Origin of the sequence: Cylindrospermum sp. FACHB-282 (assembly GCF_014697195.1) — a bacterium.
Classification (GTDB): Bacteria; Cyanobacteriota; Cyanobacteriia; order Cyanobacteriales; family Nostocaceae; genus Cylindrospermum.
Window position 1 is genome coordinate 15,754 of record NZ_JACJRJ010000037.1, and the last position, 15,771, is coordinate 31,524.

A 15,771-nucleotide genomic window follows, 5' to 3' on the forward strand; every position below is an offset into this window, starting at 1 on the left:
TATTAGTCTCATGCTGTCTGAAGTTTATTATTTGGTGCGATCTCAATCTGATGGTCGTTATCTCACAGCTCGTCCCAATGCTGAAGCATCTGGCTATTTGTTGCTATTTCGTGAAAACTACGACGCCTTAAGCTATCTCAACACCCACGCGGCTGAAGTGGCAAATCGCTTTGCTGTAGAATCGATTGCAGGTACACAGGTGGGAAATTTGGTCAAACGCTGGGGTTTTAGCGGTGTGGGGATTGTTACTGATCCTTTATTACCCAAGGTTGAGTTTTTGCAACATAGTTAATTTTTTAGCTGAATAAGGATGCGATCGCACAAGTAAATCCAGGTAAAATCGGTGATGTCAATTCATCATCCTTGAACAAGGTGGCAGCTAATTTTAAAATCCCTTGTTCTCGGCGATATACTTCTAAGAGTTGTTTACGCCAATCTATAATCCAATATTCTCTCACTCCTCTTGATGAATAAAGTTTAAGTTTAAGTTCTTTATCTCGCTTTTCATTTTCAATACCGGAAGATAGCACCTCTATTACCAATTCCGGTGCAGCCGTCAAATGTCCCGCGTCATCTAATACTTCAGCTAGCCTCTGATTACTAGCCCAGACGACATCAGGAATCACATTATCATTATCGCCAAAAATGATGCCGGGAGCCGGTACGACTTCTCCTAAACCTGTAGTTTGTGACCAATTATCTAAAGCGGTGGTAGTTCTGACACAGGCTTTTTGATGATTCCAATGAGGCGCTCTTGTCACAAATAATTCTCCGTCGATAATTTCATAGCGATTCCCGTTATCGGGAAACAGTTCTAAATCGGCGGTTGTCCAGCGCACTCTTTCTGTTGTCGGCTGGTTCATAAAGCATTGATGTGTGGAGATTTGATTATTTTAACCTATTAACTTGATATAGCTTAATATATTACATTCGCTAGACAATCTCAGAAAAGCATTATCAGCCTCAGCCTGGGCTATACTTGAAATTTCAAGACGGTATTTCATGAACCTGCTGGCAAGTTATATTTATGCCGTTGTTCTTGGGCAAACTCATGAAATGAACTAAATCTACCAGCTTCAAAATCATCTAAACCTTGTTGAATGCCCTTTATAGCCTCTTCTGAGTCTTGTATTTCCCACTCTAAGACTGTGGTTAATAACTCAGCCGCAAGCAAACTAACATCTTGTCCTTGCTGTACAGCCTTTTGACGCAATCTTGCTTCTAATTCAGGACTGAGGGAAACAACAATCGTCATATTTGTTATTTTGGGTAAGGTTCTTAGATATTCCTATTATCATCTATTGTTAATGACCGCACCAGCACAATTAAGAGTCTGTTGGATATCTTCAGACTCTTAATATATTTTCACATTCAAATTTTATTGTTTACCTTGTGGTGCAGGCAGAAAAGCCCACCCCACAAGATGGAAAAATTACCTAAATCACAACTTTTTCTAAAATCAACTTAGAACGCTTCACCTGTTCAGGAATCGCTACAGGGTAATCACCAGTGAAGCAAGCGGAACAGAAACTATTGGTGTCTTCTCGCGTTTCTTCTAGCATTCCTTCCCAACTGAGATAAGCGAGGCTATCTACTTCTAGTTGCTTGGCAATTTCTGCTACTGACTTGGTGGCTGCTATTAGCTGATCTTGGGTATCTGTATCGATACCATAGAAGCAGGGGTGAGTTACAGGGGGGGAAGAAATTCGCATGTGTACCTCCGCTGCGCCGGCATCACGCAAGGCTTTAACCAGTTTTCTGCTGGTGGTTCCCCGGACAATAGAATCATCTACAATGATCACTCTTTTACCGAACAACACATCTTTGAGGGGGTTGAGTTTCATCTTGATGCCCGACTCGCGCATGGTTTGGGTTGGCTGAATAAAGGTTCGCCCAACGTAGCGATTTTTGATCAGTCCTTCAGCATAGGGGACACCGGATACTTGAGAAAATCCAATGGCAGCAGGTATCCCAGAATCAGGAACACCAAAAACCATATCGGCATCTACGGGAGATTCTTGTGCTATTCGCCGCCCTAACCGCATCCGGTAACTATATAAACTCTCGTTGTGCATGAGGCTATCAGGACGGGCAAAGTAAATCATCTCAAAGATGCACAATTTCCGCTGGGGCTGTTGGTTCCAGCGGAAGGAGGATAAACCTTGTTCGGTAATCCAAACTAACTCCCCTGGTTCGACATCCCGCAAGAAATCAGCGCCAATAATGTCTAAACCGCAAGTTTCTGAAGCCAGAACATAACGGACTGGATTACCCTGTAAAGTGCCGATTACTAAGGGGCGAATGCCATTAGGGTCACGGGTTCCCATGACGCCGTCGGGGGTGGCTATAACTAAGCTAAAAGCTCCTTGACAGCGGTGAAACGCCCGGATAGAACCTTCTAACCAATCTAAACCTGTGTTGACTTCTTGAGCGATCGCATAAGCAATCATTTCTGAGTCTGTTGTGGTGATTAAGTTAAAGTTACTTTTGAGTAACTCTTCCCGCAGTTGCACTGTATTGACTAAATTACCATTATGTGCAAGTGCTAATAAACCCAAGCGGGTTTCAACTACAGCTGGTTGGGCATTAACTTTACGGCTCGAACCGGTAGTTGAATAACGATTGTGACCAACAGCTAGGCTACCAGGCAACTGAGCCAAGATGGTTTCATTAAAAACTTGGGACACTAAGCCCATGTCTTTGTGCAGGTGTACTTGTGTACCCTCAAAGGTGGCAATCCCAGCTGATTCTTGACCCCGATGCTGGAGGGCATACAATCCGAAGTAGGTTAGTTTAGCAACGTCTTGTCCTGGTGCGTAGATACCAAAAACACCGCAAGCCTCTTCTGGTTTGTCTGGACGATTTTCCAGACTATTGATCTGTTGGGGGAGATCATCCGAAGTGACGGAATGAATGGGAATCATGCTAGCTTTGCTCCTGGTGGGGGTGTCAAGTCACTGGGACTATGTCGATGGATAGTTGCAGAATTCTTAACAAGACTTTAACCACCCATTAAAACAGTACTGTATTTCTGCTCGGTAATGTTAATTATTGTGAATATTGAGTGGTGAGTGGTGAGTGGTGAGTGGTGAGTTGTATTTATTTAGAGGATGTTTGAAAAGTCTAATTTATTACTAGCCCTGGCGACTATAAGTCGCGCGCCACATGCTTCAAGTCGGCGGAGCCGCCCAACGCAGTGGCTTGGCTACACAGACAAAACCCACCTCCGTGGGTTAGAAAACCCTTGATTTTGCGTTAGTCCACGGAGGTGGACAATGCTAGTGTAGTAGCGAATTATATTCGCCTAATGCTTTTCAAACAACCTCTTAGAATCAACTCAGCACTAATCACTAGTCTCGACTCAGCAGTACACCCCACACTCACTACAGCAATACTTATCTGGTGTGGATAGCTAGACGTCTAGAGATCGCCTGGGAATAGCGATCGCTCATCTGGTCGATGCTAACCTTGATTAAGCTTTGGTGATCAGCGGTTAAAATTGCCATACCCAAGTCAGGATTAGCAACTACACCCAGCTGATGCCAGTCTGCTCCTAGATGTTCCTGTAAGTAGGATTCCCAAATTTCTTGTTGTGCTGACGCTACAGAAACTAAAATTCTCCCACCACCTTCGCCAAACAGCAGTTCATCAAAGCGTTGTGGCTGATTTGCCGATATTTCTAAATTAATCACAGCACCGAGATTACCAGCAAGGCAAGATTCGGCTAAAGCAACAGCCACTCCTCCCTCAGAACTATCATGGGCTGAACGTACCCAACCAGCACGAATACCCTCGCGGCAGACGAACTGTACTCTACGTTCTAAGTCAAAATCCACCCGTGGCGGTTTACCCGCAACAATGCCGTGGATAGTGGCTAAATATTCTGATGCGCCCAATTCAATTTTAGATTTTAGATTTGGGGTTGGAGATGCCAAAGGCAATCCCAAAAGATAAATTACATCACCTACCCCTTGCCAACCTTGTCCACAAATTTTGCTTAAATCAGGAATTAACCCCACCATCCCCACAACAGGAGTCGGATAAATCGGTTGAGGATTGCCTTGAGAATCAAAAGTTTCATTGTACAGAGAGACATTCCCCCCAGTAACCGGAGTTGCCAATTCCAGACAACCTTCAGTTAAACCGCGACAAGCCTCAGCTAACTGCCAATAACCAATCGGTTTTTCGGGAGAAGCAAAATTCAAATTATCCGTCACCGCCAGAGGTTCAGCACCCACACAGCTAAGATTGCGGGCGGCTTCTGCCACCACTGCCTTAGCGCCCTCATAGGGGTCAAGATAAACATAGCGAGGATTACAATCTACCGTAGCCGCCACACCCGATTGTGAATTTTGAATTCCTTCAAGGGGGCGTAAGCGGACTACAGCTGCATCTGCGCCACCTGGGAGAATTACAGTGTTATTCTGCACTTGATGGTCATATTGGCGATAAACCCAGCTTTTAGATGCGATCGTCGGGGTATCTAGCAAAGTTAATAAAATATGATTCCAACTTTGCCAACTTCCTCCAATTTCAATGCCTCCAGCAGTGCAAGCAGGCAAAGAATCAGCCGTCCATTGCCAAGCTTTTTGGGCATATTCTGGCGCTTCGGCTAACAACTCCCGATGGTATAGCGGCGTATTCTCCGCCAAAGCATCAGCAGGAATTTCCGCAGCGACGCCACCTTGAAACAGAATCCTCACAATAGGTTCAGCAATCACAGTACCAGCAACAACAGCTTGCAGTCCCCAACGGTGGAAAATATCGATTAACTCCTGTTCTCTTCCCTTATGGGCAACAAACAACATTCTTTCTTGAGATTCCGAAAGCAGGTATTCATAAGGCACCATCCCCATTTCCCGCACCGGAATTTTATCTAAATCCAGTTCAATCCCCACACCGCCTTTAGCAGCCATTTCTGAGGTAGAACAAGTAATACCAGCTGCCCCCATATCTTGAGCGGCGACAACAGCCCCTGTCTTGAAGGCTTCTAGACAAGCTTCAATTAACGACTTTTCTAAAAATGGATCACCCACTTGCACAGCGGGACGATTATCTATTGATGCATCACTCAATTCTGCACTAGCAAAACTTGCCCCTCCCATGCCATCGCGTCCAGTGGTAGAACCGACATATAGCACCGGGTTTCCTAAACCAGTTGCCCCTGATTTGACAATTTCCGGCGTTTCCATCAATCCCAGGGCCATGACGTTCACTAGGGGATTACCAGAGTATGCAGGGTCAAAATAAACTTCGCCGCCAACGGTGGGCACCCCAACGCAATTACCATAATGGCTAATGCCAGCTACCACACCAGTAAACAGCCGTTGAGTTTTGGCATCTTCTAGGGAACCGAAGCGCAGGGAGTTTAAGAGGGCAATGGGACGCGCCCCCATTGTAAAGATATCTCTCAAAATACCTCCTACTCCTGTGGCAGCACCTTGGAAAGGTTCAACAGCTGAGGGATGGTTGTGGGATTCAATCTTAAAGGCTAGTTGCAGTCCGTCGCCTAAGTCTACAACGCCGGCATTTTCACCGGGCCCCACGAGGATGCGCGGCCCTGTGGTGGGAAACTGTTTGAGTAAAGGTCGGGAATTTTTATAACAGCAATGTTCTGACCACATCACCCCAAACATTCCCAGTTCAGCTTTGTTGGGATGGCGTCCTAACCGTCTAACAATTTCTGCGTATTCTTCTGGCTTTAAACCTTCGGCAGCGATTTCTTGGGGGGAAAACGGATCTCTTGTGGTGGCGGTCATGGAAATAATGCACCAAGTTGTATAGAGCATTATTCTATCGATTTACTTGCGCCCTAAATGTAATCATGGAAATGCAGATAATGCTAGGAGTCTGCAAGGTGGCGATATGCCTTGATTTGCCCTTGGCGCCATTGCAATTTTCAACTTCAACCCATAAAAAGCGATGGCGAAACTCCCGTGCTCCGTAATGGGTACTCGGCCCACCCTAGGTGATAGTACAGTTTCTGATGCCATGACAATCATGTATCTTTGTATATAGATAAATTACGTTATGTAAATATAGTTTGCCTGTAACCCTTAAGTGATGACAATCACAAGTATTTATGATTGAGATCGTCTCCCAAAAATTGGCAAATTGGCATAATTGCAAGCAACTGAACTCTAGCCGAGTCATTAATAGGGAACACACTAATCGCTGACAGCCTTTCACAAGACTGTCGGCTTTTTGTCATCTGTCCTCGTCAGTGACAAACAATGAACAATTAAAAATTAAAAATTGAAGACTCTTTCCTACGGGGATTTCCACCCGAACTGAAACATAAGCTAGGTGTAGTAGACGAATGGGCATTAGACCCTAACATCCTGATAAAAGTTCCCCACAACTGGTTAATAACTTGACAGATATTCTGCCATAGCCATTACCAAATGTGGGGAGGGTATGATCAAATTAGGAATTTTATCGATATCGAGTGCTCATGTCTGGTACACCATCCGGTAGATCGGAAGTCTACTCCTATGAGTAGGACAGGCTTTGTATTAAGACATCGCTTGAATGATGTAGTCAAAGTAGGGTGCTGCTTGGGCAGCATCTTCTGCACTCAGTAAATCAAGGGAGGCTGTTTTCAGGGAGTTGATTGCTTCTACCATTCCTGGGACGGGAACGCCGAGTGAGTTGTACATTTCCCGCACGCCAATCAAACCAATTTTTTCAATTGGTTCTTTGTCACCAGCAAGGACGCCGTAGGTAATCAGGCGTAAGTACCAGCCAAAGTCACGGATGCATAGAGAACGCTGGCGCTCTCCGTAAGCATTGCCGCCTGGTGAGATAAAGTCAGGACGCTTCTGCCACAGTTGTTTGGTTGCTTCCTGAACAATCTTTTTTTCGTTCTCAGCTAGGGTAGCGGCAATCCGCGTCCGCTGTACACCTGTTTCCAAGAAGTCTTTGATATTCTTGAGTTCGCCACTGCTGGGATAACGGAGTTCATCGTCAGCTTTGAGAATAACTTGGCTAATTACAGTCATAATTTATTGCAATCACGCGAAATCTTATTTGTTAGTTTAGCGAGTCTGAGGTACACAAGTGAAGAGCGACAAGCTACCAGTACCGCTTGGCGGAATGAAAAATGAAAAATGAAAAATAAAAAAAGCTTACGTCATAAGCTTTTCGTCTATTTTGAATATTAGCTTTATTTCTGCGGTGTTGTGTCAGGTATTGAATTTACCTGTTTGCGGTTATGAGAAGATGGATAGATAGGGCGATGATCAACGACCAACGACCAACGACCAATGACCAATGACCAATGACCAATGACCAATGACCAATGACCGATGACTAATATAGTTTGGCAACAGGGTGAATTAATCGAAGTTACGATTTCTGACTTGAGTGATACTGGCGAGGGTGTGGGACGTTGGGATAATCGCGTCGTATTTGTCCCGGATACGGTACCTGGCGATCGCGTTATTGTCCGACTGGTACACGTTTTGCCGCAATATGCCCACAGCATTCTCCAGCAGATATTGCAACCATCCCCTCATCGTATCCGCCCTAGTTGCATTGTGGCTGATAAATGTGGTGGTTGCCAATGGCAGCAGATTGATTATAATTACCAGCTAATAGCCAAGGGCAATCAAGTGATCCAAGCTTTGGAACGCATTGGTGGTTTCCTTCAACCGCCAGTAGATCCGGTGCTGGTAGCTGCCTCACCTCTGGGTTATCGAAATAAAGCTACCTATCCCCTTGACATCTCCGCCACTGGTCAGGTACAAGCTGGTTACTACCAAAAAGGTAGTCACCAATTAATTAACTTGAATCAATGCCCAGTACAAGATACTCGCTTAAATCCAATACTAGCGGAAGTTAAACTGGATATCCAACGGCAAGGTTGGCAAATTTACAACGAACGTCGTCACCAAGGGCAAATCCGCCATCTCGGTTTACGCATTGGCCGACGCACAGGAGAAATTTTGCTGACGTTGGTGGTGAAAGACTGGAAGTTACCAGGAATTGAAACCCAAGCACAAGAGTGGTTAAAGCGCTATCCCCATTTGGTGGGAGTGTCACTGAATCGAAATGGCGATCGCACAAATGCCATTTTTGGCAGGGAAACTCGTTGCATTGCTGGAGTTCCCTATCTGCGGGAAAAATTCGGTCACTTGGAATTTCTTGTCCGCCCAGATACGTTTTTTCAGGTTTCTACAGAAACCGCAGAGGCACTGTTACAGGTAATTCAGTCACAACTGAATCTTCAAGGCCATGAAGTGCTAGTCGATGCCTACTGTGGTATTGGGACTTTAACTTTGCCTCTAGCCAAGCAAGTACGCCTGGCTACGGGCTTAGAATTACAATCAGCCGCGGTGGAACAGGCAATTTTTAATGCCCAACACAATGGAATTGAGAATGTGACTTTCCAAGTCGGGGCTGTGGAGAAAATTCTCCCAAATCTGGGCACTATACCAGATGTGGTACTACTAGATCCGCCACGCAAGGGGTGCGATCGCGCTGTAATTGAAACTTTGCGAAAGTTGAAACCATCTCAGATAGTTTACGTCAGTTGTAAAGTAGCCACCCTCGCCCGCGATCTCAAATTACTTTGTGCAGAGGGACTCTACAAGCTTACACGGGTACAACCCGCTGACTTTTTCCCCCAAACCTCTCACGTCGAAGCTGCTGCCTTTCTTGTGCTATCAGATTTCGACAAGGGTGCTTAGTACTTTACAAAAACTCAAATTGTAAATTTGTAGGAAGAGTGGATACCAATAATGCTAAAATCAAATTAATCTAACATAGAAATTCATTTTGTTTAAAGAAATTGAAGTTGCATCGGCTCTTAAAAATATGAATTGGGTTGTCTAAATTAAAAATCGGCGCACAACAGAGTATAATAACGCTCTTGCAAATTCCGAGCAGTTTCAGCTTCCTGACTGCATTAGCAAGTTTATCCAACCATGTTTATGTCCAAGCAATCTAAACTTATAAACAGAGTCAATGCTCCCTAGCATTTTCACAATTTAGTTTTAAAGACGCAAGTTTGAAGGCAGCATGACCACCTCAATTTTTATCAGGGTGCCTGTGACAGCAAACTGATGTCTAGCTAACTGAAAGCTATGGGGTTTCTCTTGTGATTACCATTTCGCTCCGTCCAGTTGGACGCAATTGGGGAACAATTAGTTTTGCCTCAACTCTCTATCTTTGTCCAATATTAGATTTACTATTGGCAGAGATTCCCGCCAAATTACAATCAGAATTGCGGCTAGGGCTTCAAGAAGCCTTAGTTAATGCAGCCAAGCATGGCAATAATCTAGATCCTAGTAAACTAGTAGTAGTACGTTTTTCCTTAATAGATAATCAATATTGGTGGATCATCTCAGACCAAGGGAGCGGTTTTACTCCCTCATCTGATAGCGTTACCGACCCTACACATTATTTGCCACCAGATGAGGCAGAAAGTGGACGTGGTCTATGTCTTCTCCACCAAATTTTCGATCAGGTAGAGTGGAACCGTAAAGGTACAGAATTAAGGCTTTGTAAGCAACTAGAAACCCGCCCCAGGTTATCTCTGCGGCGGTGAAGAGGGGAAGGTGGGGAGTTTTTGTCCTCTCCCCCTTGAACTATCGCTTATGCTCGCCATGAGACGGACAGGGAGGGGCAGAAATTGAGCGATCAAGCCAACCAACCGCCTGTTCTAATCTAGCGATCGCTTCTTGTGGCTGATCCTTGAGCAGAAACACTAGAGCAGCAGCTACTTGTTCACTGGCGCGGGAATTGCGGTTAGATTTAAGACGATGCCAATCATTAGGGGAAATGGTTAGCCGTTCCATAAGGGTTTGGGCTAATTCCAGATTAGTTAATTCATTCAGTTGACTGGTGTGAAGCGGCATACTAAGTCCTGAGTGCTGAGTTATGAGTCAAAATCTTGACAAATGACAAATGACAAATGACAAATGACTATTAGTCTTAGTTTACTACTTGTCAATGAAGCCGCCTAAAGAAACGCAACCCCAAGGGGAACATCCAGAGCCAGATTTGGGACAAGAACTGGAGTTAGTAGAGCGATCGCTTGTAGCATTGAAAGAACGCTATGCTCAAGTACAACGCGATCGCCAGCAAAAGGCAGAATGGCAACAACACAGCCACCAATTGCAGCAACATCAGTACCAGACGCCAGAAATTAAAGCAGAGCTAAGGCACATTCAACAGCAGTTGCAAGTGCTAGAAATAAACTTAGAAAGCCAATTATTTTCTTGGGGTAGCTTCAAGAGACCTTTTTGGCAAGTCGTCCGCTTTGGTGGATTGGGCGTTATTATAGGCTGGATCTTAAAGTCCTGTACTGGATAAATATGGTAAATCGACGGATTGCAGAAATATTGCTCAGTGGTCAACCTGATGAGTCTCTCGTGGTGAAAGGCTGGGTGCGGACAAAACGGGAGTTGAAAGGGTTTGCTTTTATTGAACTCAACGACGGCTCATCCCTAGCTAATTTGCAAGCCGTCATCAATCAGGATTTACCAGACTACGAAGCAATCACCAAACAACTAAATACAGGTGCTTCAGTCGAGGTAAGAGGGGTACTGGTAGCATCCCTTGGTAAAGGACAGCGAATTGAATTGAAAGCAGAATCGTTGAAAGTCCACGGTGAAGCTGATCCCGAAACTTACCCCCTGCAAAAGAAACGCCATTCCTTTGAGTTTTTGCGAACCATCGGCCATTTGCGATCGCGTACCAACTCCTTTGGAGCCGTTTTCCGCGTCAGAAATGCCTGTTCCACCGCCATTCACCAATTTTTCCAACAAAGAGGCTTTTTGTGGGTACACACCCCCATAATCACCGCTAGCGACTGCGAAGGCGCAGGAGAATTATTTAGCGTTACCAGCTTAAATTTAAAGAATGTACCCCGCACAGAAAATCAAGAAATTGATTACAGCCAAGACTTTTTTAGTAAACCCACATACCTAACAGTTAGCGGTCAACTAGAAGCCGAAATTATGGCAATGGCGTTTACTAACGTCTACACCTTTGGCCCTACCTTCCGTGCAGAAAACTCCAACACCTCCCGCCACCTAGCAGAATTTTGGATGGTTGAGCCAGAAATGGCATTCTGTGACCTAGAAGGCGATATGGATTTAGCTGAAGAGTTTCTCAAGCACATCTTTAAATATGTCTTAGAAACCTGCCCAGAAGACATGGAATTTTTCAATCAGCGCATTGATAATACCGTGTTGGCTACAGCCGAAAACATCATCAACAATCAATTTGAGCGTCTAACCTACACCGAAGCCATCAAACTTTTAGAAAAAGCAGATTTCAAGTTTGAATATCCTGTCAGTTGGGGCTTAGACTTACAATCAGAACACGAACGCTATTTAGCTGAACAACTGTTTAAAAAGCCGGTCATCGTCACAGATTACCCAGCGCAAATCAAAGCCTTTTATATGCGTTTGAGCGACGATGAAAAAACCGTCCGCGCAATGGATATACTCGCACCGAAAATTGGCGAAATTGTCGGCGGATCCCAACGGGAAGAACGGCTAGAGGTTTTAGAACGCCGCATCCAAGCCCAAGGGATGAACCCTGAAGATTTATCCTGGTATCTAGATTTGCGCCGTTATGGTACCGTTCCCCATGCTGGCTTTGGTTTGGGTTTTGAGCGCCTGGTGCAATTTATCACAGGAATGGCAAATATCCGCGATGTCATCCCCTTCCCCCGCACACCCCAAAACGCCGATTTTTAGCTTCTGTTCATGCTTTTTGGATGCGTTTCTTTACGCATCCTACGTAGCGTGCGTTCCCTAACGCACGACTTCCGACTTTTAAGAAGGGAAACTATACCCCATATTTGCTGTTTTATTTCCGTTAAGCCCTACTCCTTTTGTTAAAGTTAAGCTTCTTGAATCTCATTTTGTAAAACTTGAACTTGCTCAATAGATAGTTCAGTAACTTGAGCAATTTGCTCTAAACTCATGCCAATTCGCAACAAATTTAAAGCCAACTTTCTTGTTGTTTCGGCTTTCCCTTCGGCTTTCCCTTTAGCTTCGCCTTCTGCCTTACCTTTGGCTTCGCCTTCTTCTAGGATTTCTTGATAAATCACTGATTCGCGCATAATCTCACTCCTTAGAATCTTCCTAATTACATCTTTCTTTAACACCAGACCTGCTAAAATTCCACTGGCAGCAGCTATATTTCTTTGTAGCTGTTCATCGGTAATTGCTTCAACTGCTTGCGCTACTTGGCTTAATACCATTGTAGGATCATTTGTCTGACTTAGCACGGCAAAGGGTAATAAACCTGGAATACTCATAAATTTGTCTGTCGGTTCTTCCCACAGGCGTATTACTTCAAACTCATGATAAGTGTTGTTTAATCTAAAGCTATTTTGATTGACTAATATTGAACCTGTTTTTCGTAAATAGATTACTACTTGGCGCATTTCTTTGTTAGGAAAGCGGCGATAAACCCTCACCCGATAATCTAACATCCGAAAGGGGATATCTTCATCAGCATCGGTTTGAAATTCAGTATGTAGAACTAAATCATCAGATTGTAATAATATTAATGAATCGGCTCTTATTGGTTCGTTTGATAATTCTGTAGGACTTAGTTCTGTTAATTTAATTGGTGAACCTAGTAACCAAGTTGCTAAATCATCCTTGAAGTTTTCGGCAATGAATTTACAAATATTGTCATACATGGCAGCATTAAAGAAATTGTATCTGGCATTTTTCTCAATTTACTACTTCTTGCGTAAATACTGAAACAGTTCAACGGCTTTGGGGTTCTTCTCAGTTAGAACTTTTAAAACTTTAGTTTTTCCCCAGTCGTCAATCTCAAAAGTGTTCCCAAAACCACCTTGGTCTAGTTGTTTGAGGACTCGATAACGGTTTTGCAGAAGTAATTCTGACCCACAGTTACGACAAATACGATTATTTGCATTTGCTGGGTCAACAGGTTTTGGACAATGGGGATTTATACAATAAGTCATTACATAGAAATCAATACTCTAAAAAAGTTACTTTTATTCATACTTAAGCTTCTGAACAAAAATTTCTCAGGTTCTATTAATAGAATTCCCTCAACCGCTGACAAATTAATATAACCCCTAACCCCGTCTCGCAAGTAGAGAGGGGGTTAGGGGTTATGCAGTTCTATTTTCTGGTGATATCCGGCGCTGAATACAATCTCGATGCCAGAAATTTTATCTTGATCCCAGCTTCACACTGCAACATACAGCATTTTTCAGGTAAATGAAGTACACGGGTAGGGCCACAACAATGTTGTGCCCTTACGATAATCTGTACCTCACCAAGTTGCAATTTGCTGTATTGACAATCAGGGGTTAATTGCTGCGGTGTGTCAGTAAGGGAATACCGATGATAGATAACCCACGCCGAATACTGGTAGATTTCCTAGGTACTAGGTTTTCTAGGAAATTTGTACGAGATTGTACAGTTGCCAGAATCATGCAGCAAGGACTATCTTAATAAATGATGAATTGTGAAGTATGAAGTATGAAATTTCATGCTTGGCTTCACAATGCATAATTTATTGGTTTCCACACTTAAGGGCAGAGAAGATGATGGTAACCATTGCTGGTTTTGAGTTTTGAGTTAAGATGCCATAACTCAAAACTCAGAACTTCAGAACTCAGAACTGTATTTAAGCCATTTGATTTTCAATTGCCCACCGCGCTAGTTCAGTACGGTTGTGGAGATTGGTTTTGCCCAACATATTGGACACATGGCTTTCAACAGTACGCTGACTGACATTTAATTCTTCAGCAATTTCCCGGTTAGCTAAACCCCTAGCTACAAACTGTACTACTTTCAGTTCGGTTGGGGTTAGCTGCACATCGAAGGGAACCTGGATACGAGAACCGTTTTCTCCTCCTTTTGCTTGGTGTTCTTTCCAACGGATGGTTTGCTTGAGTGAGGATTCTACTTGCGCTACGAGTTCTTCTGGTTCAAAAGGCTTGACCATATATACGTCAGCACCTTTATTGAGACCTTTAACTCGGTCTGCGCTTTGTCCCTTAGCTGAAAGGAAAAGAACGGGAATCCAACTAGTGCGTTCGTTTTGCCGGACTTGTTCTACAAAAGTATATCCGTCCATTTCCGGCATCATCACGTCGCAGATGATCATGTCTGGAACATCATGTTCTAGAATTTCCAGAGCTTCTCGTCCATTTTCCGCCGTGATGACTTCATAGCCCCGGAATTCCAAGTAATCCTTCACCAGCAAGATGAGGTTAGGGTCATCGTCAATCAATAGAAGTCGTTTGTGATCTTTCATGCTGGGCTCTTTCATAGCAGTGGCACTTGTCGCGCTTCGGTCCATCAAGGTCTTGAATAGTTATCCTCTTTGGTGGATTATTGAGATGTTGTGTTTTTTCCCACCTAACTCGCCTTTGCTACCTCGGAGTCTTAGAAGTGGAGGCCACTTTCAAGAATTTTTAGTAGCTCGATGGCAAAAGTCCAGTAAGGATACGTAGAGCAGCAGTAATTATAATGCGCTATTATATATTGCTTTGAAAGGTGCGGGCTAAAAAACGCTGATTAAATCATAATCCTTCTGCTTCACAAGTTAAGTTTTGGCTCAAGATGACCCTAGCTCAAGACTAACCCGCGCTTTCCTAAAGCTTACTGCCATACCATATCCTTCGGATGTTAAGCCTCTATCAGAGGTTCACTATAAACCGGGGAAGTTTTTGGCAAAGGATAGGTTAAAAATGCTTATGCTTCAACCACCATTATGCCGATTAAGTGTTCTTGGATGATCCGCTCGTCGGACTTCCTTTCTTTGGTTGTCGATACCAGACCCCATCCGGGTAAACTACCATTATCGGCCCAGAACAACAAACACGCAAGCAGTTGGCTTTCGTTCTGAGAGATGCAAATGGGATGAATATCTGGCGGCTGGTTGAGTTGTAGCTCTCTCAGTCGCTTTTTTAAGTATTCCCAGGATTCCAGACTAGCTTGTTTTGAGCAGCAGTTTGCAACTGTTGAATCAGAACAAATAAAAATGTGTCGCTGAATCAATGCATGTTTTAGAGTTTCTACACAATGACTTAGGGCCTTACGTTCCAGGGATTTAGTGGTTTTGGGGATTAGATGGCTAGACTGGATCACTGTATTGTTACTCATCGAGCGGCTCCCTGATTACAGTTCTATAACAATTTCCCCGCTTTGCAAATAAAGTTGTCCATATAAAAATATTCGTAACTTACGGAACAGAACCCGAACGATCAGAAGAATTAAGTATTAATACTTTAAGTACCCCTGCCTGATTCTAGTTCGGGAACCCGTACACCAGGTAATGTTGCTATTGTATGCCGCCTTTCGCTAGATTAGCACTCAGGAGTTGAGAGTGCTAACGAGGCGAGAAATATTGGTATGGCAGCTTTATCTCTAAGCGTTTCTACAGTTAAACCATTAGGCGATCGCGTTTTCGTAAAAGTGAGCGCCTCTGAAGAAAAGACCGCTGGTGGTCTTTATTTGCCCGACACCGCCAAGGAAAAGCCCCAAGTAGGGGAAGTAGTTACCCTTGGACCTGGCAAGCGTAACGACGACGGCAGCCGTCAGGAATTGGAAATTAAGGTCGGCGACAAGGTGTTGTACTCCAAGTACGCTGGCACCGACATCAAGCTCGGCACCGAAGAATATGTACTGCTTTCTGAAAAAGACATTTTAGCAGTCGTGATTTAAATGGGTGATTAGGGGCATCGGTCATCAGGTATGGCGACTGGGGACTCTTTACTGGGGACTGGGGAAGAGTTTTCTGACTCACCAGTAAACCGCT

General features: G+C 44.1%; 16 protein-coding genes. 6 read left to right on the forward strand and 10 right to left on the reverse strand.

Annotation, left to right across the window (positions count from 1 at the left end):
* Nucleotides 1-10: 10 nt before the first annotated feature.
* A complete protein-coding gene (locus H6G32_RS18345) occupies nucleotides 11-292 on the forward strand; it encodes a hypothetical protein (protein ID WP_190460814.1) in 282 nt (93 codons plus the stop codon).
* A gap of 4 nt (nucleotides 293-296) precedes the next feature.
* Here H6G32_RS18345 and H6G32_RS18350 read toward each other — a convergent pair whose 3' ends face one another.
* From H6G32_RS18350 to H6G32_RS18370, 5 genes are all read right to left on the reverse strand, one after another.
* Nucleotides 297-863: a Uma2 family endonuclease gene (locus H6G32_RS18350; protein ID WP_190460815.1), complete on the reverse strand. Its 567-nt coding sequence runs from the start codon at nucleotides 861-863 to the stop codon at nucleotides 297-299.
* 137 nt (nucleotides 864-1,000) lie between these two features.
* The gene (locus H6G32_RS18355; protein WP_190460816.1) at nucleotides 1,001-1,255 is read right to left on the reverse strand and encodes a hypothetical protein; all 255 of its coding nucleotides are present in this window, start codon (nucleotides 1,253-1,255) and stop codon (nucleotides 1,001-1,003) included.
* A gap of 181 nt (nucleotides 1,256-1,436) precedes the next feature.
* Nucleotides 1,437-2,924: an amidophosphoribosyltransferase gene (gene purF, locus H6G32_RS18360; protein ID WP_190460818.1), complete on the reverse strand. Its 1,488-nt coding sequence runs from the start codon at nucleotides 2,922-2,924 to the stop codon at nucleotides 1,437-1,439.
* A gap of 471 nt (nucleotides 2,925-3,395) precedes the next feature.
* The gene (purL, locus tag H6G32_RS18365; RefSeq protein ID WP_190460820.1) at nucleotides 3,396-5,759 is read right to left on the reverse strand and encodes a phosphoribosylformylglycinamidine synthase subunit PurL; all 2,364 of its coding nucleotides are present in this window, start codon (nucleotides 5,757-5,759) and stop codon (nucleotides 3,396-3,398) included.
* A gap of 756 nt (nucleotides 5,760-6,515) precedes the next feature.
* On the reverse strand, nucleotides 6,516-7,001 hold the full coding sequence (locus tag H6G32_RS18370; protein ID WP_190460823.1) for an allophycocyanin subunit alpha-B: 486 nt from the start codon (nucleotides 6,999-7,001) through the stop codon (nucleotides 6,516-6,518).
* A 306-nt stretch (nucleotides 7,002-7,307) separates the two neighbouring features.
* Between H6G32_RS18370 and rlmD the strand changes: the two genes are divergently transcribed.
* Together rlmD and H6G32_RS18380 are read left to right on the forward strand one after the other, a co-directional pair.
* A complete protein-coding gene (gene rlmD / locus H6G32_RS18375; protein WP_190460824.1) occupies nucleotides 7,308-8,690 on the forward strand; it encodes a 23S rRNA (uracil(1939)-C(5))-methyltransferase RlmD in 1,383 nt (460 codons plus the stop codon).
* A 410-nt stretch (nucleotides 8,691-9,100) separates the two neighbouring features.
* Nucleotides 9,101-9,550, forward strand: coding sequence for an ATP-binding protein (locus H6G32_RS18380; RefSeq protein ID WP_190460826.1), 450 nt, complete (start codon nucleotides 9,101-9,103; stop codon nucleotides 9,548-9,550).
* Between the two features lie 40 nt (nucleotides 9,551-9,590).
* Here the strand turns inward: H6G32_RS18380 and H6G32_RS18385 are convergent, their stop codons facing one another.
* Entirely contained in the window at nucleotides 9,591-9,860 is a 270-nt protein-coding gene (locus tag H6G32_RS18385) for a DUF6439 family protein (RefSeq protein ID WP_190460828.1), read from the reverse strand.
* Between the two features lie 94 nt (nucleotides 9,861-9,954).
* On the opposite strand from H6G32_RS18385, the gene H6G32_RS18390 reads away from it, so the two are divergent.
* Both H6G32_RS18390 and asnS read left to right on the forward strand, forming a co-directional pair.
* A complete protein-coding gene (locus H6G32_RS18390; RefSeq protein WP_190460829.1) occupies nucleotides 9,955-10,317 on the forward strand; it encodes a hypothetical protein in 363 nt (120 codons plus the stop codon).
* A gap of 2 nt (nucleotides 10,318-10,319) precedes the next feature.
* Complete coding sequence (gene asnS, locus H6G32_RS18395; protein ID WP_190460831.1) at nucleotides 10,320-11,711, forward strand: asparagine--tRNA ligase; 1,392 nt, start codon at nucleotides 10,320-10,322, stop codon at nucleotides 11,709-11,711.
* Nucleotides 11,712-11,857: 146 nt separating this feature from the next.
* On the opposite strand, the gene H6G32_RS18400 is transcribed toward asnS, so the two are convergent.
* From H6G32_RS18400 to H6G32_RS18415, 4 genes are all read right to left on the reverse strand, one after another.
* A complete protein-coding gene (locus H6G32_RS18400) occupies nucleotides 11,858-12,667 on the reverse strand; it encodes an Rpn family recombination-promoting nuclease/putative transposase (RefSeq protein WP_190460833.1) in 810 nt (269 codons plus the stop codon).
* Nucleotides 12,668-12,709: 42 nt separating this feature from the next.
* Entirely contained in the window at nucleotides 12,710-12,958 is a 249-nt protein-coding gene (locus H6G32_RS18405; protein ID WP_242046644.1) for a 4-Cys prefix domain-containing protein, read from the reverse strand.
* Nucleotides 12,959-13,632: 674 nt separating this feature from the next.
* Nucleotides 13,633-14,310: a response regulator transcription factor gene (locus H6G32_RS18410; protein ID WP_010997804.1), complete on the reverse strand. Its 678-nt coding sequence runs from the start codon at nucleotides 14,308-14,310 to the stop codon at nucleotides 13,633-13,635.
* A gap of 395 nt (nucleotides 14,311-14,705) precedes the next feature.
* A complete protein-coding gene (locus tag H6G32_RS18415; RefSeq protein ID WP_242046645.1) occupies nucleotides 14,706-15,116 on the reverse strand; it encodes a ferredoxin in 411 nt (136 codons plus the stop codon).
* A gap of 249 nt (nucleotides 15,117-15,365) precedes the next feature.
* Here H6G32_RS18415 and groES point away from each other — a divergent pair, with 249 nt between their 5' ends.
* Nucleotides 15,366-15,677: a co-chaperone GroES gene (groES, locus tag H6G32_RS18420; protein ID WP_190460835.1), complete on the forward strand. Its 312-nt coding sequence runs from the start codon at nucleotides 15,366-15,368 to the stop codon at nucleotides 15,675-15,677.
* The last annotated feature ends 94 nt before the right edge of the window (nucleotides 15,678-15,771 follow it).

Bases quoted from the DNA above. Each gene is read 5' to 3' on its own strand.
- H6G32_RS18400 (WP_190460833.1), bottom strand. From the start codon at position 12,667: ATGTATGACAATATTTGTAAATTCATTGCCGAAAACTTCAAGGATGAT.
- purL (WP_190460820.1), bottom strand. From the start codon at position 5,759: ATGACCGCCACCACAAGAGATCCGTTTTCCCCCCAAGAAATCGCTGCC.
- rlmD (WP_190460824.1), top strand. From the start codon at position 7,308: ATGACTAATATAGTTTGGCAACAGGGTGAATTAATCGAAGTTACGATT.
- H6G32_RS18410 (WP_010997804.1), bottom strand. From the start codon at position 14,310: ATGGACCGAAGCGCGACAAGTGCCACTGCTATGAAAGAGCCCAGCATG.
- purF (WP_190460818.1), bottom strand. From the start codon at position 2,924: ATGATTCCCATTCATTCCGTCACTTCGGATGATCTCCCCCAACAGATC.
- H6G32_RS18370 (WP_190460823.1), bottom strand. From the start codon at position 7,001: ATGACTGTAATTAGCCAAGTTATTCTCAAAGCTGACGATGAACTCCGT.
- H6G32_RS18415 (WP_242046645.1), bottom strand. From the start codon at position 15,116: ATGAGTAACAATACAGTGATCCAGTCTAGCCATCTAATCCCCAAAACC.
- H6G32_RS18355 (WP_190460816.1), bottom strand. From the start codon at position 1,255: ATGACGATTGTTGTTTCCCTCAGTCCTGAATTAGAAGCAAGATTGCGT.
- H6G32_RS18350 (WP_190460815.1), bottom strand. From the start codon at position 863: ATGAACCAGCCGACAACAGAAAGAGTGCGCTGGACAACCGCCGATTTA.
- H6G32_RS18390 (WP_190460829.1), top strand. From the start codon at position 9,955: ATGAAGCCGCCTAAAGAAACGCAACCCCAAGGGGAACATCCAGAGCCA.
- H6G32_RS18405 (WP_242046644.1), bottom strand. From the start codon at position 12,958: ATGACTTATTGTATAAATCCCCATTGTCCAAAACCTGTTGACCCAGCA.
- H6G32_RS18385 (WP_190460828.1), bottom strand. From the start codon at position 9,860: ATGCCGCTTCACACCAGTCAACTGAATGAATTAACTAATCTGGAATTA.
- asnS (WP_190460831.1), top strand. From the start codon at position 10,320: ATGGTAAATCGACGGATTGCAGAAATATTGCTCAGTGGTCAACCTGAT.
- H6G32_RS18345 (WP_190460814.1), top strand. From the start codon at position 11: ATGCTGTCTGAAGTTTATTATTTGGTGCGATCTCAATCTGATGGTCGT.
- groES (WP_190460835.1), top strand. From the start codon at position 15,366: ATGGCAGCTTTATCTCTAAGCGTTTCTACAGTTAAACCATTAGGCGAT.